Origin of the sequence: Colwellia sp. MB02u-14, assembly GCF_014076915.1 — a bacterium.
Classification (GTDB): Bacteria; Pseudomonadota; Gammaproteobacteria; order Enterobacterales; family Alteromonadaceae; genus Colwellia_A.
This window is the reverse complement of the sequence record NZ_JACGUX010000081.1, coordinates 1-14,920: the sequence shown is the minus strand read 5'-3', so window position 1 is coordinate 14,920 and position 14,920 is coordinate 1. Positions and strand designations below refer to the sequence as shown.

Below are 14,920 nucleotides of genomic sequence, written 5' to 3'. Positions count from 1 at the left end.
TTGAATCTAAATATTGAGCTTTTTTGCTATTTGCACAAAAATAATTTGCAGATAGCGAAAAATAGCAAAAAGAAAAACAGATGGATAATGCGTTATAAAATGGCGTTATTGCTATTCTTGCCACTGTTGTATCTTACGATACAAAGTCGAAGGACTGACTCGAAGTAAACTGGCCGCTTTGACAATATTATCGCTGCAAGCAGCAATAGCATGTTCAATAGCTGCTTTTTCAACGGCTGCTAAACTGCGCACCTCAGCATAATTGTCAAACAAAGATGTAGATTCTTCATCCGACAATCGGTCTGTTAAATTATAGGTATCTAATGGCGGCCTTTTACTGATCAGTCTACTCGCCTGCCCTTCGTTGAGTTGTAACTGTCGAGCTAAATTATTTTCAGTCAACAAAGGGCCTTCTGACATCACCACGGCACTGTGAATAATATTTTCAAGCTGCCTGACATTACCAGGCCAACTGTAGTGATTGATTAACTTTTCTGCATCAGCAGACATACCAACAAATATTTTTTTTTCGATATCACTAAAGCGATTAATAAAATATTGAGCTATTTGACTGGCGTCTTGCTCTCTTTCACATAAAGGAGGCAGGTTAATTGAAATAACGTTTAGTCTATAATACAAGTCTTCTCGCAAATGGCCATCAGCGATAGCTTCAAAGGGTAATCTGTTGGTGGCACTGATAAATCGAATATCAACTTTTTCTGTTTTACTGCTGCCGACTCTTTGAAAAGTCCCCGTTTGAATAAATCTTAGGATTTTGGCCTGTAAAGCGATATCCATCTCACCTAATTCATCCAAAAACAAAGTACCATTGTGAGCAAGTGTCGCGGCACCATCGCGGTTTGATATCGCACCAGAAAACGCGCCTTTGATATGGCCAAATATTTCAGACTCCATCAGCTCGCGTGGAATAGCTGCACAGTTAAGGCATATCAAGGGTTTATCTTTTCGCAGACTTAAATTGTGTATGGCATCAGCGGCAAGTTCTTTACCTGAGCCACTTGGCCCAGTAATAAATACCGATGCAGAACTTACTGCACAATGTTCGATGGCATCATAAACAAATTGCATAGCCGTAGATTGGCCGATAAAATGTTCAAAGTGACGTTTTCGTTTAGATTGCACCTGATCTAGGGTATGGCGCAATAAGCTTCGCTCTGCAAGGACTTCCCTAAAAATCAAGGCCTGCTGTATACTTAGCCTTAACTCCTTGTTATCCCAGGGTTTCTTTATATACCCCCATATTTTACCCGCATTTATTGCGCTTATTACATCAATCAGTTCTGTATAGGCAGTCAGCATAATTCTTACGGTGTCTGGCCATTCAATAGCAACTTTTTCCAAAAATTCATTACCATTCATGCCTGGCATATTTTTATCTGAAATAACAATATCAATGTAATTTTTCTCTAGAATACTCAGTCCTTCTTCTGCAGTAATGGCGGTATGTACTTCTAAGTTTAAATCATGAACCAAACGCTTCAAAGATAATAAGATATTTATCTCATCATCAACAAATAAAATACTTGCATTAGTTTGTCTGGTCATTGGCAATATCTACTTAGTTGCTTAGATAGGTATATATTCACAATGGCACATTCTTAAGCTATTTTCACTTATTAGTTTTTTTATCGATGAATAAAATAAAAAAAATATCTGCACGTTGTTGTACATAGCTTAGAAAATTGAAAGAACGACTTCTCAATCAATGAATAAAGCCTAGTTTTCTGGTTTAGTATTACTCTCTGGTCAATGTTATAGAAAAGATCAGATCTCAGTAGATATTTTTAAAATAAGTCCCTTTATTAGCAAATTGCGAAAATCAGTGTGCCAATTGATCGGTTAACCGATACCAATAAAAATAAAACAAATAAAATCAATAGGTTAAAAAACATAATAAATTGGCATGATTGTGGCTATATAGAACTGTAACCTGAGAAGTTTATGAGTCGTTAACGAAACTCATGCGCTCTTCTTAATTACGCTAATCCAAATTTTTGTTATACGACACCCCCTTATCGAGGCTAGTAAGGTCCAGGAGATTTAGTGGCGATAATAATGGGCACAGATCAATATAATTTATATTTAAGTTAGGGGCAGGTATATGAATAACAAACAGTCGACTATTTTTTTATGCAGTATATTACTCAACTCAACCGCGTCGGTAGCCGACTCATTGCTCGGTCCTGACTTGTTAGGTTACTCAGCCATTGCTGGTGCTGCACTCACTATAGAAGCGGATGCCGTTGTCAGTAATAATCTTGGTGCACAGGCGGCAATTACTATAGGAGCAGGGAGTTATACTGCAAATATATATGCTGGCGCTGCCGTTGCGATAGGAGATGGTTCTAACACTGAGAATATCTATGCTGGAGAAGCTGCTGGTATAGCCGCTAATGGCAGTGCTGAAAATATCTATGCTCTTGCCGCTGTTGTAGTCGGCGCTAATGGTGCTACTGCAAACATCTATTCTGGTGCAGCAGTAGGTTTGGGGGCTGGCTCTACTTCAGGCGACGTTTATGCCGCAGGAGCAATTACTGGCGTGGGGGCAAACAGTATAACCGCTTACACTGATACCTCTGAAAGTATAAATGCATATAAACAAACGCTAAACATGGTAAATGCGCTTGAACAGATAGTGAGTGCTCAAGCAACTTTATTCGAGCTCGAAAATGATTTTGTTATCCCAACAACATTGGGGTCTTATGTCTTTGAACCTGGAGTATATGGAGGGTCGGCTCTAACCATAACAGCGGGAGCGACCATTACGCTTGATGGCAATGGTGAAGAGAGTCCACTTTGGATTTTTAATCTTAGTGGTGCTCTGTCTGCAGGGGCTGGTAACATATTCGAAATAATTAACGCTGGCGGAGGGGCTAGTGTTATTTGGAATATAGGGGGTGCTGCAACACTAGGTGCTCAGGCCTCTTTTATTGGTACTGTTTTTTCTTATGGAGCAATAACTGGCGGTGCTGGTTCAAACGTTAGTTGTGGAAACTTATTTTCTCTAGCAGCGGTTGGAATAGGTTCACTAACATCGACTAATTGCATCGGTACAGACACATGGGATGGCTCAATTAATGGGCTAAATGATAGCCTCAATATTACAAATGGCGTCGCGTCAAACGGTATATCCGTACCATTGAAAACGTGTCCGAAAAATTGGTAAACCTTTTTTATAAAGCTCACAGACTACGTTAGGTACAAGGCTGTATTATCTTAGTTTAAATGAGTGACAGGGAAATTCAAGATAAATGAGGTTCCTTATTAGCCATCTATTGACGCCTATTATAGGCCTACCTAGTCTTATAATAGGCGTCATAAATAAGTCATAGTAACGAAAATAAAATTCACCATTATTTTACCCAAAAATAACATATTATCATTTAAACTCAGTCATTAATTTTATTAACTATAATACTCACAAGCGCTGATAAAACCGCCAACTTTTTAGTGGTGACTATTGATTACCAACATCTAATACTAGCCTTTGAAGCATAACAATAATAATAGTTTTTATCACCCTTTTATGTCGAATAGACATAATGCTCACTTTCAGCATCATTAGCTCTTCTAGCTTCATCGAGTAATCATATTTCAGGGGGTAGTATGGCTCTAGCGAGAGCGATATATTGCTTTTTTTTTAGATAATCTAACCCCCCTGCTCATCGTAAAAAAGTTGAGTAAATCCATGCTACCGATCTATAACATCATGGCAATAGCACCAAAAGTTAAAATATAGCGATGGCAACTAACAATGAACGTGGTTTTCTTCTCTGTTTTATTACAGCAAAATCTTTATCAACTTATTCATTAAAAGCGGCTTATTACTTTGTTCATGAATATAACGTTGCTATTTTGAATACACAAATAGCACATAAACCCAAAAATAGTATTAATTTTAAAGTTCGTGTCCAGCAGCATAACAAAACCGTGCCCAACTCATTTGACTACTTCAACGTTGCAAAATGCGAGGCATAAAGAGAAATTATATGACAATAGAATACATAAAACCTAACTCCCCACCTAACGTTATTATTTTAAGTTGTATTTTTTTGTATATATTTTGCTCTAAATGCCAGAGCAGGTTTGATTAATTCTGAAAATGCAGCATTAGATGGTTTACCTACAGATAATGGCATCATAGAATTCAGTGATGCTTTCATGGCCGATTTCGTAACTGTACGTTTTGGCTTTGATAGTAATTCGGACAGAATTTTAGATACTAAGATAGAATCTCCATGAGATATAGACAACATAAAAAGGTACTCATAATAATTTAATACTGCTAATTATTTTATATAACTTTGAATGTAATACCTATTTAAGCAGAAAAATACTGACTAAAATAGAGTGAAATGTGGTTTAACAAACTTATGTGGGTGTAATGTCCAAGTAAAACACCGAGTATTAATGAAAGAATAAAAGCTCTACCTGTTGGGGTTAACGAGTTCAAAGGATTTACCTCAAATCCTTTTCCTAAAGAGTAAGCTGTATAAAGCTAGGTTATTCAACACGGGCATTAAATATAGAGCAGTAAACCATTATTACTGTTGTCTTTTGCCGTGTAATTGCATAATAGCTGGTTAAAATAAGCAAGGAACGAGCAACAACCCGTGATTAATTGTGCTTTACCCGAGTTTTAAGGCATTGTTATGAGTAAATTTAGATAAACTACGTTCGCTTTACATCTAGAATATTACTGATTTCTGACCTTAAACGTATTAAAGAATCTAGATGGTTATTTGAAACTTTCTCACCTTCTTCAGAGCAACGTAATTGGGAAAATTTAACAATATTTAGCGCCATATCTATTTTTTCTATTAAAGCATAAGCATCATCAGGTATTGGGTTAATCCATTGTGCTGAAGCTGATAAATCCTTACTCCCATTATCAGATAAGAATGTCATTAGTTCGTCACAGTGCATAGGTTACCCTTACTTTAAGCGCCACATTAAGAGGCAAATGATAGTTGACTAAAATAAGCGATGATGGAGCAAATAGCCAACTGTTATTTTTATTTTTTAACAGCTTGTTAGCCTTTTTACAGCAAACCAATTTATTAATAAAATCCTGATATGCTTTTATTGCTTTGTCTTTTTTCATCGTTTTGGCATGCTCAGTATTTGGAATAATAGCCAAAACCTTAACCTGACTTGATGGTATATTGTAAAGTTATTTGGAGTTTTCCATTGGAGTACTTTAATCATTATCACCGATTAAGAAAAGTAATGGTTTTCTATCTTTTTTAATGAAATCACCATTGTTTATTTCTGCTAATTCAGGTGATAAAATAGTTTTGACCAACTAGGCATCAAAGTATCTACTAACACAGGAACTGTACTAATGGCACCATCAAGAATTAGTGCATCTATTTATTTATTAGCGGCAAGATAACTTGCAACTACAGTTCCCATTGATAAACCATGGATAATTGTTGGTAAATTAGTCGCAAAGCGATGGCAAACTGTTATTATCGCGTTTAAGCAACTTAGTTGCTCTTACTTACGGGCAGTTCAGAACTATGGCCTAATGAATTAACATCGATACCTTGCTCCATGAGTAGCTTTTCGAACAATGGAAGTAAAGGGCCCAAACTTTCATGAAGCGTATCTCTTACAGTATCTACTACAACCTGAGTGCCACGTTCTATTTCAACGTTAATATTATCACCGACAATCTTATCTTCGAATACAGTCATTCTACGTGTTTCTGGAATTAACCAAACTTCAAACCAGTTCTCTTGTTTATTTACTTGGGAAACAGTCAAACTTGCTCCATTTAACGCTATGTACCCTTTAGGGAAAATATAACGTTTCCAATCATTCGATAAACTTAAACGTATACAATAATTATCTTCAATCTGAACAATTTTTTCAATTGGCGTATTAAAATCGACATGGCCGGACAATGGATGCCCACCAATTTCAGCGCCATCTTTTGCTGCTCTTTCGACATTTACATCTGAATCGTTTTCATATTCGCTTAAAGCGGTAATCAAAAGACTTTGTAACATAATATCAAATTTAACTCTAACCTCTGAGATTAGTTCTGTTACAGTTAGACAAACGCCATCAACTGCAACACTTGCCCCAACCTCTAAATCATTACAAAATCCAACCTTGAAATCGATAATAAATGTCCTAATACCATTTTTGTCACTAACGTTAACAATCTTAGCTATAGATTGAACTATTCCTGTAAACATAAAACCCTCTCATTATTGAATGTGAAAATATATAACTTTTTTGTCGATTTGAATGCCTTGTTAGGCGAACAGTTTTGTAATTACAATTACTTAATACGAACGACCAAAATAATATAACCGCAACACGGTAAAATACCAAGCAGACAATTTGAACCCTTTATAAAAAAGTGTTGCCGCCTAACGCCCAGCCAACGTTGAAATACAAGAAAAAAAGGTCACTGGGAAATAGATACCGTGATGGAAAAAGCCTCTAAACACTGCATTTTCGCACTCGTTGAACATAAAACAGGTTACACATTGATAGGTCAATTAAATGATGGAACGACTAAATCAACAAACAAGCGAACGATTAATCTCATGAATAAAATGCCCGAACAATTTAAAACAATCACCTCTGATAACGGCTCCTAATTTCATCAATATAAGAAAGTAGAAGAAGCGACTAACTGCCTTCATTACTTTGCTAATCTGCACCACTGCTGGGAGCGTAAACAAACGAAAATACGCACGGGTTAATCAGGCAATACTTGGTCAAAGGAACATCGATGAAAGGGTTAATTCAACAACGATGCAATATCACCGCTGCTAAATTAAATACAAGAAAAAGAAAGCGTCTTGGCTATAAAACACCAGAGCAATGCTTTAATGAATAGTTACTTTTGTTGCACTTTAAACTAAAACTAACCATTCGGTTTAATACTGTGCTTTTACCATAATGCATACAAGCACATGATTTTATTATTAATACCTAAAGTACTATTGAAGGACAACCAGTTGAATTTTTATATTTAATACTAAATGGTGGTTCATCAGAAATTAAAAAATAGTAATACACACCCATGAATTAAAACACAACCATTTGCAAATATGATAGTTTTGAACGTGGGAATTCAACTATTTCAGTGCCATTAGCTGGTGTTGGATCTGCTTTTTTTATGTTGCCTAAAGCAGCTATAATGCGACCCAAAAATGAAATTATAAATACACTCATACTCTAAGAATGCTTAACGCCTTGCTACGCGAAAAATAACGGTTGGATATAATCGTGAAGCGATGGCCAACTGTTATTTTTACGTTTGAGCAACTTATTAGGCTAATCTCGTTTATACAATGATTCAATAGTATTAGATTCTATTGTATTAGCATTGATCATGTAACCAGCTAATGCACCAGAAGCATTTTCAGGTAGATCCAATTTCTCTACTGATAGTGCATGTATTGTAAAACGATAGTGGTGCACACCATGACCAGAAGGAGGACAAGCACCACCAAAGGCCTTGCTACCATAATCATTCTCTATATGCCTGCTTCCCTGCCCAGCAATGTCAGACTTTTTACTACCAGCCCCTGTTGCTATCTCCGTTACATTCTTTGGTATATTCACAATCTGCCAATGCCACCAACCACTACCTGTTGGAGCATCTGGGTCATAAGCGGTAATAGCAAAGCTTTTTGTGCCTTTAGGAGCATTAGACCACTTAAGATGTGGAGACAAATCCACACCGTCACAGCCGAACCCGTTGAATTCCTGCGCTTTAGCCATAAACTCACCGTGTTTAATATCATGACTAGATAATGTAAGAGAACCCGCAAAGGCTGATGCCGAAATGCCAAGAGATAAAACAGTAACAAGCTTGATTGTATTAAGCATAATAATCCTAATTAGTAGTAATTAATTGAAGGCTTATCTTAAAAGTTTGTCTTTAGAAAAATTAGTACCAAAACAATCACATTGTCGCCTTAATCAGTCATTTTTAGTTTTTCTTAATTCTGAAGGAGTTAAGCCAAATCGCCTCTTAAAGCGCTCAGTAAATCGTGACTGTGATTGATAACCACATTTATCTGCAACCACACCAATTGAGTTACACGATGTTTGCAGTAAATGTAATGCTAGGCCTAATCTGGCTTGGTCCTTGATTACTTGAATACTTGTACCTTCTAATTTCAGCTTTCGTCGTAACGTAGATTCGCTCATTGCTAGCTGTTCACAAAGATCTTTAGTGGTTAATTCATGAAAGCCTTGATCAATAAACATCTCGTGTAGTCGATCTTTTATTTTAAGATTACCTAGCATGGTTAATATTTCTTCATGCCCCATATGACACAATAACGAAATAATTTCTCTTTTTCGTAGTGACCACAATTGCTTTGGAGCCCATAATGAAACTTCAATAAATTGTTTTAGACAGCTTTCTAAATCGAATGTTGTTTTACCAATAAAATATTCCTTTTTATTAGAGGCATTGACTTGAAGGCCATTGAAATCTTGATAATCAAACTCGATTAACAGAGCAAAATACTCTTTGCCCTTAGGTATATTTCGCATATCTATCGAAGGACTGTCGGATAAGAAGATAAACTCACCCGAATGACAAGTTAATTCTTTATCTACACCCAACTCTTTATTCCCACTCAGCACTACAATCAATAATGGTTTCGCAATTGGGACATTTAATAGCTTTTGCTCTTTGATGGAAGTGTAAACCGAAAAAGGCTGCTCACTATTTTCATTGAGAGTGTTTTTAATTGTACTAAGTAGAGTTACCATGGAAGCCTATACCTATGAGTGACACTTGAGCCTAATGCCCCTAAAAGGCAAATAATAATGGGCTAAAATAAACGATGAAGGAGCAAATAGCCAACTGTTACTTGTCCATATTGAAATTCTTGATGACTTTTTCAAATTCTTGAATAAATCCCCAGACTGTATTATATCGTTCTGGATAGACGTTACTTATAGCCCTATCAACAGTGTTCAAATAGACATCTTTGCGTGCTCCATTATAGTTTTCAAAAAAAATTTTTGCATTCTTTAATATCACTTGTTCATCCCACCAAGCACTAAAATCAATAGCCAAATATGAATAAAACGTTTCTGGACTATTAAATAGCGAATGTAAAACAGGCAAACCAGTAAAAGAATAACCTACAAAAGTCCTATATGAATTTGTTCGATAATTTTTATCAACAAAAGGAATTAGTTCTTTCTTTATGAAGTTCAAAAATCATTTGCACCACCACTGACTTCAAGGCCTTTTTCTTCTTTCTCACAGTATCAAATAAGTGAGTTTGTTGAGGATGAATCTCTTACACGATCTTAACTTGTGATAGCGATTACAATCACTTCTGGCATTTTTGGTGTTGCATCACTGCTTTATTGAGCAACAGTTCCTGAAAATGAATGAAAAAACGTTCTCCCATCCAAGAGATACAAAACAGGATATGTAGCGCTTTTATATAAGTCATATGAGTTTGGCAGATAAATCTGGATTTCTCTGTCAGAATTTAGAATCAATGATTTAATTGTAGTGCGTTTACCAATAGTTATGTTGGAAGCATTCTGTGCCAGTGTAATGTTTGAACATAATATAAATACAAAAATAAAAATTTATACATTTTAAATTTCATCCTTGAGAGCCTTTTTTGTTTTTTGATGATTATGTACAAAACCTCAGGTAAACATAACGCCTCGCTAAGCGGAAAATAATGGTTGGCTATAATCGCGAAGCGATGGCCAGCTAATATCTTTCCGTTTAACTAACTTGTTATGCCTTTTTAATTGCTACACCACAGCTGATATAGGATGCAAATTTAGGCATACCTTTTATATAATTGCTCTCAGACCAATCTATAGAAAATCCACTGATTTGTATATTTTCAATCACCGTCCTATTCAAGTTACAGCCACCAAAAACCCTACCCCATAAGCCATTTAAACGATTTTGCCATTTCTTAATTGATTCGTCTGGCGCTTGACCATGCTCACAGAACAGGATTTTACCTCTTGGTTTCAATACTCGATGCATTTGCCTCATAGCTGCAGACCAATCAGGAATAGTACAAAGGGTATAAGTTAAAACAATTGAGTCCACTGAATTGTCATCAAGGGGGATTTGTTCACCCGGAAGGTTTAACCACTCAACCTTAACTTGTGATTTAGCTAAATTTTTATTCGCTTTTTTTCGCATTCCAAGAGATGGTTCAAGCCCCCATACTTTGGTTACCTTATCTGGATTATATAAATCCAGATTGATGGCAGACCCCATACCAATCTCTAAAACATTTCCAAAAGCTAAAGGAACTACTTTTTCTCGAATCTCCATTATGGCACTTGAAGAACAAGCACAATTTATAATATGTGGAAGAATATTGTTTTCATAAAAGCTCAAAAGTTAGCTCCTTTCTAGTTTTAGATTAAAATGCATAACGCCACAATAAGCGGCTAAGTAATAGTTGGCTAAAATAAGCGACGAAAGAGCAAATAGCCAACTGTTTAGTGTCCATTTGAATAACTTGTTATGTGCATCTGCTTAGCACCGAAGTGTTTTTTGAACCTGTAGCTCTTTTTTCAGGGTCATAGAATGTCTCAACCAGATTAAACCCTGCCTTGCGCATCATGCCCGCAGAAGCCAAATTTTCTTCATGGCGTTCGATATAGATATGGCTACATTGTTTATCGCTAGCAAATTTAATCGATTCTTTTAAAAGTTGACTGCCAAGACCTTTACCACTTTGGCTTGAGGCCACAACCACGTCATTTATGTATGCAATATCTGATAGGACAGCATACTTACTTAATTTAGCCGGGCACGCCTCTTTAATGATGAGGACAGCGAAGCCAACGATGTTGGTATCTTCGGCTAAAACGGCTACAGCTTTCCCTTGGTTTATAAGTTGAAATTGATGAACCATGCTCTCATCTGTAATGTAATTCCAATCATTTGGACCTTCTTTTAGAAGAAGAACCTTCATTGCTTGAAAATCAGCTTCATTTAGCTTTCGAGAATGTATTTTCATACGATGACCTCTTGCCATAACGCCCCTATAAGAAGCTAAAAATTGTTTGCTAAAATATTGAGGAACGAAAACAGCAAACTGTTTTTTTCCGTTAGAAGTTTTTGTTAGACTTGGATATGCTTATAAAGCCTAAGTAATACTTTTACATTACAGTAAATTTAAGTGTTAATCATTGCCTGTAAACATCTACCGTTTTGATCTTCTATTATCCCCCTGAGGAATCCAACCTTGCTTTATGAGGTCGTTAACCTCATTGATTAATCCTTTATACGTAGATGTTTTCACAAGTGTATATTCCATTAATAATCTCCTTCGACAAATAGCCAACTGTTATTTGTCCTGCTTGAATGGTTTGTTATGTGCCCTTTACAATACGCATTAGAGTGCGCATAATAAAAACAATGATTACTTGGAGACATACTATGCAAGCATTATACGATTTTGAAGCCCCTAAAAAAGCAACAAACCTTAGCCTAAATAGTGACTTACTAAAGAAAACAAGAGCACTTAACATTAATTTATCTGCAACTTTAGAGCAAGCATTAAAAGATAAATTGAGAAGTATTGAAGCTAAAAGGTGGGTAAAAGAAAATAAAAACGCTATAAAAGCCTACAATGATTTTATAGATGAAAATGGCTGTTTTGGTGACGAGTTTAGAGAGTTTTAATGGCACAATTTGATGTATACATCAACCCAAGTAAAAAAAGCAGGGAAGCATATCCATATATAATTGATATCCAAAATGCATTAATTAGCGATCTCGCAACGAGAATTGTGATCCCTTTAGGAAAGCTTAATCATTTTAGAAATGAAAAGATGGATGGCTTAACTCCAGCGATAGAATATGAAAATGAACAGTTCATTTTACTCACACCACAGATTTCATCAATGCCAGCAAATTTACTCAAAAACCCTGTTGGCTCAGTTGTATCATTAAGAGATGAGATTATTGCAGCGATCGACTTTGCTATTACGGGCATATAACGCCCCATCAAGACGTAAATAATAGTTGGCTAAAATAAGCGACGAAGAATCAAATAGCCAACTGTTTTTTGTCCTGCTTGAATGGCTGGTTAGCTATACACTATTTACACATTCTAATTGGCGAAAACTAAAACACTCGTTTTCCAGATATTGCGATATAAATGGCGACAAAACCAAGCAATGAATATATCCATTCGAAATAATCAATCCCTTGATAATCGCCTTCCAATGCCATTGTGCCAACCATATACGCTAAAAATAATGACGGAATAGCAAAAACACCTAGTAGAAGTCGAATATTTAGAGGTAATTTTGTACTTTTATTTTTCGTATTCATTGTCCATGCTGTCCTTTGTAAATTTTAGCTAGTGCCAAAAAATATGACCTGTATAGCCAACAACGCAATAAGTGGAAAATTACTGTTGGCTAAAATGTTGAACGGAGTGAAAACAGCCAACTGTTTTTTGTCCGTTTGAATGCCTTGTTATGCGACTTTTACACTACCACAAACCAAACAATTTATATAAATATTGACGACATAAAATACATATTTAAAAAATCACAGTATTGCGACACACTAAACTGTGAATTTTGAGCCACTAATGAAAAGTGAATTTATCACTTACCTACTTTTTTGGCGAAAAACTATTTAACCAAAAAACTTAAATAGATTTAATTACGCGTAAATAACCAAGACAAAGAAAAGGCAATAAACGCCAAAGCCGTTTATACAACACAACTACCACAATTACATTTAATCGAATTCGCAATGCCGCATAACGCCACGTTAAGCGGCAAATAATAGCTGGCTAAAATGTGTGGGGCACGAAGCTAGCCAACTGTTTAGCGTCCGTTTGAGTAACTTGTTATACCCAATTATCACGATTTTTTGAACAGCCAATACAGCCCTTGGATTGCAGTGGTTGGAAACGCTGTTTCATGGTTTGCACCCTCAACTGTCAAGAGCCTAACTTTTACATTTGGAAATTGTTCCCCAGATAGCCTTGACGCAAGCTTATTTGCACCATTGACCATATCATGTTGCGGGGAATCGAGCTCAATAGTTTCCCTAGCACCGACAGCAATAAATATATTGTGTGTGTTTAGATTGGGCTTTGACTTAAGTGTAAGAATATCACTGTTATTAAACCAAACCGACGGACTACTTAAAATATAGTTATTAAACATATCTGGTTTAGTTAAAAAGATATAAGCACCAAATAAGCCACCCAGAGAATTACCTACATAAGTACGTGAATTATTTACCCTGTAGTGAGATTTGATAAATGGGAAGATTGAATCTTCTATGAAAGTAGCATGTTCAAGGGCCTTTCCAGTTTGAAGTTTCCAACTAGTGTCTTTCTTGTGCGTATAATCACGAACGCGGCTTGAAGGTCCTTTAGAACCTTTTGAATATGAAATCCCAACAATTATCGCTTCCTGCATTTTACCTGAATTCATTGGGAAACGAGTGGCACCAGAAACGATTTGAAAACTGTACCAAGCATCCGTTAAATAAATGACAGGATATGATTTTTCATTATTCCGCTTATATGACGCGGGTAGCTTTATGAATATGGGGTAAACCCTATCGGAAATAGAATCTTTAATCTCGATTACACTACTTCTAGGTATTTCGAAAGAACTTATATTTTGTGCTTTAACTAATTGAGTGAAACTAATTAAAATGAATATTAATGGTAAAAATTTCACCCAAACTCCGTTTTGCGTATAACGCCCAAATAACAGGCTAAGTAATGGTTGGCTAAAATTGTGAAACGAAGCGGAACCTAACCAACTGTTAAAAGTCCTGCTTGAATGGCTTGTTATACGTTTTTTAGCTCTATAGTTTCAAATTGCACAGGTAAACCTGAACCGTCATCAAAACTACAACTTGCTTTAAAAGCACCTATCGCAATTTCTTCTGATGATTGTTCTTAATCATACGCATTATGCAACGCACCTAAAGCATACCAGAGCCCAAGACTTATTGTATTCATCAACGCCACGATAACTATCAAATTCAAAAATACCATTCGGTGTTAAAATTAAGCCATCAATTTGTGATGATTCGATTGGTTGATCATCATTTTCGCTAGTTTCTATAAAATATTCATCTTTCAATATTTGATGGATTTTAATGAGTGATTTGAAAATTGAATGCTTAACTGTAAATTCTAAATCTTTGATTCATCAGCAATAGTTGCATATCCATTTTTTTAACAACTACCAATGTACTCATAAACATCCCTAAACGTATAACGCCCCACTAAGAGGCAAATAATAGTTGGCTAAAGGAAGCGACGAAGGAGCAAATAGCCAGCTATTATTTGTCCTGCTTGAATGCCTTGTTATATTTTTAAAAGCCAACACTATTTAACCAATTATTAGCTTTACCTATATCTTCGCAATATTTTTTCTCTACATTGGTAAGGATTTTATAGGTTTTTTCAAGTATCTCTTTTTGAATCGAAAGGCCAAAAACAACAACTAAATATTTTAAATTTTGATTGTTTAACCATAAATATAATTCAGATATATAACTTCTTGTATCAGGTGTTGCTAACTCCCATTCAGTTAGATCGACCAAGCATGCCCAAGGTTCATTATTCATTTGAAGTACAATACTTTTAAACTCCTTCCCCCATTCTATAGCTGCTTCATAATTCCAAGCATCATAAGCTATAAAAGTAACGGTATTTCTATTAACTTCTAATTTATAAGAACCATGCGCATTCATTAAGACCTCGGTAAAATATAACGCCCCATTAAGAGGCAAATAATAATTGGCTAAAATAAGCGACGAAGGAGCAAATAGCCAACTGTTATTTGTCCTGCTTGAATGGCTTATAGTTGGACCAATCCATTTATCAATCGATTAGTTTACTATATTTGATAAGTGGAATATGCC

18 protein-coding genes are annotated in these 14,920 nt (G+C 35.8%); 5 read left to right on the top strand and 13 right to left on the bottom strand.

Going from position 1 to position 14,920, the window contains the following annotated elements:
* Positions 1-111 precede the first annotated feature (111 nt).
* Positions 112-1,566: a sigma-54 dependent transcriptional regulator gene (locus H4J52_RS14260; protein ID WP_182179345.1), complete on the bottom strand. Its 1,455-nt coding sequence runs from the start codon at positions 1,564-1,566 to the stop codon at positions 112-114.
* A 556-nt stretch (positions 1,567-2,122) separates the two neighbouring features.
* Here H4J52_RS14260 and H4J52_RS14255 point away from each other — a divergent pair.
* Positions 2,123-3,187 (top strand): ice-binding family protein, encoded by a 1,065-nt coding sequence (locus H4J52_RS14255; RefSeq protein ID WP_182179343.1) that lies wholly within the window; start codon positions 2,123-2,125, stop codon positions 3,185-3,187.
* A 575-nt stretch (positions 3,188-3,762) separates the two neighbouring features.
* Positions 3,763-3,999, top strand: a complete 237-nt coding sequence (locus tag H4J52_RS14250) for a hypothetical protein (RefSeq protein ID WP_182179341.1) — start codon at positions 3,763-3,765, stop codon at positions 3,997-3,999.
* A 693-nt stretch (positions 4,000-4,692) separates the two neighbouring features.
* On the opposite strand, the gene H4J52_RS14245 is transcribed toward H4J52_RS14250, so the two are convergent.
* The 3 genes from H4J52_RS14245 to H4J52_RS14235 form a co-directional block, all read right to left on the bottom strand.
* Positions 4,693-4,947 (bottom strand): hypothetical protein, encoded by a 255-nt coding sequence (locus tag H4J52_RS14245; protein WP_182179339.1) that lies wholly within the window; start codon positions 4,945-4,947, stop codon positions 4,693-4,695.
* Positions 4,937-5,161, bottom strand: a complete 225-nt coding sequence (locus H4J52_RS14240; RefSeq protein ID WP_182179337.1) for a hypothetical protein — start codon at positions 5,159-5,161, stop codon at positions 4,937-4,939. The genes H4J52_RS14245 and H4J52_RS14240 overlap by 11 nt, the downstream gene beginning before the upstream one ends.
* Before the next feature lie 349 nt (positions 5,162-5,510).
* Positions 5,511-6,227 (bottom strand): riboflavin synthase subunit alpha, encoded by a 717-nt coding sequence (locus H4J52_RS14235; protein ID WP_182179333.1) that lies wholly within the window; start codon positions 6,225-6,227, stop codon positions 5,511-5,513.
* Positions 6,228-6,464: 237 nt separating this feature from the next.
* On the opposite strand from H4J52_RS14235, the gene H4J52_RS14230 reads away from it, so the two are divergent.
* Positions 6,465-6,638 carry a hypothetical protein gene (locus H4J52_RS14230; protein ID WP_182179331.1) on the top strand — a complete coding sequence of 58 codons (174 nt, stop codon included), beginning with the start codon at positions 6,465-6,467 and terminating at the stop codon, positions 6,636-6,638.
* 682 nt (positions 6,639-7,320) lie between these two features.
* On the opposite strand, the gene H4J52_RS14225 is transcribed toward H4J52_RS14230, so the two are convergent.
* The 6 genes from H4J52_RS14225 to H4J52_RS14200 form a co-directional block, all read right to left on the bottom strand.
* Positions 7,321-7,878 (bottom strand): YbhB/YbcL family Raf kinase inhibitor-like protein, encoded by a 558-nt coding sequence (locus H4J52_RS14225; RefSeq protein ID WP_182223867.1) that lies wholly within the window; start codon positions 7,876-7,878, stop codon positions 7,321-7,323.
* A 93-nt stretch (positions 7,879-7,971) separates the two neighbouring features.
* Positions 7,972-8,775 carry a helix-turn-helix transcriptional regulator gene (locus H4J52_RS14220; protein ID WP_182179327.1) on the bottom strand — a complete coding sequence of 268 codons (804 nt, stop codon included), beginning with the start codon at positions 8,773-8,775 and terminating at the stop codon, positions 7,972-7,974.
* A gap of 97 nt (positions 8,776-8,872) precedes the next feature.
* Positions 8,873-9,229, bottom strand: coding sequence for an alpha/beta hydrolase-fold protein (locus H4J52_RS14215; RefSeq protein ID WP_182224982.1), 357 nt, complete (start codon positions 9,227-9,229; stop codon positions 8,873-8,875).
* Between the two features lie 152 nt (positions 9,230-9,381).
* Positions 9,382-9,522, bottom strand: a complete 141-nt coding sequence (locus H4J52_RS20545; RefSeq protein WP_182179323.1) for an alpha/beta hydrolase-fold protein — start codon at positions 9,520-9,522, stop codon at positions 9,382-9,384.
* Positions 9,523-9,772: 250 nt separating this feature from the next.
* Positions 9,773-10,396: a class I SAM-dependent methyltransferase gene (locus H4J52_RS14205; RefSeq protein ID WP_182179321.1), complete on the bottom strand. Its 624-nt coding sequence runs from the start codon at positions 10,394-10,396 to the stop codon at positions 9,773-9,775.
* A 127-nt stretch (positions 10,397-10,523) separates the two neighbouring features.
* A complete protein-coding gene (locus H4J52_RS14200) occupies positions 10,524-11,024 on the bottom strand; it encodes a GNAT family N-acetyltransferase (RefSeq protein ID WP_182179319.1) in 501 nt (166 codons plus the stop codon).
* A gap of 422 nt (positions 11,025-11,446) precedes the next feature.
* Between H4J52_RS14200 and H4J52_RS14195 the strand changes: the two genes are divergently transcribed.
* The gene (locus H4J52_RS14195) at positions 11,447-11,692 is read left to right on the top strand and encodes a type II toxin-antitoxin system CcdA family antitoxin (protein ID WP_182179317.1); all 246 of its coding nucleotides are present in this window, start codon (positions 11,447-11,449) and stop codon (positions 11,690-11,692) included.
* Positions 11,692-12,009 carry a CcdB family protein gene (locus H4J52_RS14190; protein ID WP_182183581.1) on the top strand — a complete coding sequence of 106 codons (318 nt, stop codon included), beginning with the start codon at positions 11,692-11,694 and terminating at the stop codon, positions 12,007-12,009. The genes H4J52_RS14195 and H4J52_RS14190 overlap by 1 nt, the downstream gene beginning before the upstream one ends.
* Before the next feature lie 127 nt (positions 12,010-12,136).
* Here the strand turns inward: H4J52_RS14190 and H4J52_RS14185 are convergent, their stop codons facing one another.
* The 3 genes from H4J52_RS14185 to H4J52_RS14175 form a co-directional block, all read right to left on the bottom strand.
* Entirely contained in the window at positions 12,137-12,346 is a 210-nt protein-coding gene (locus H4J52_RS14185) for a hypothetical protein (protein WP_182179313.1), read from the bottom strand.
* A 542-nt stretch (positions 12,347-12,888) separates the two neighbouring features.
* Positions 12,889-13,722: an alpha/beta hydrolase-fold protein gene (locus H4J52_RS14180; RefSeq protein WP_310649644.1), complete on the bottom strand. Its 834-nt coding sequence runs from the start codon at positions 13,720-13,722 to the stop codon at positions 12,889-12,891.
* 646 nt (positions 13,723-14,368) lie between these two features.
* On the bottom strand, positions 14,369-14,749 hold the full coding sequence (locus tag H4J52_RS14175) for a hypothetical protein (protein ID WP_182177997.1): 381 nt from the start codon (positions 14,747-14,749) through the stop codon (positions 14,369-14,371).
* Positions 14,750-14,920 lie beyond the last annotated feature (171 nt).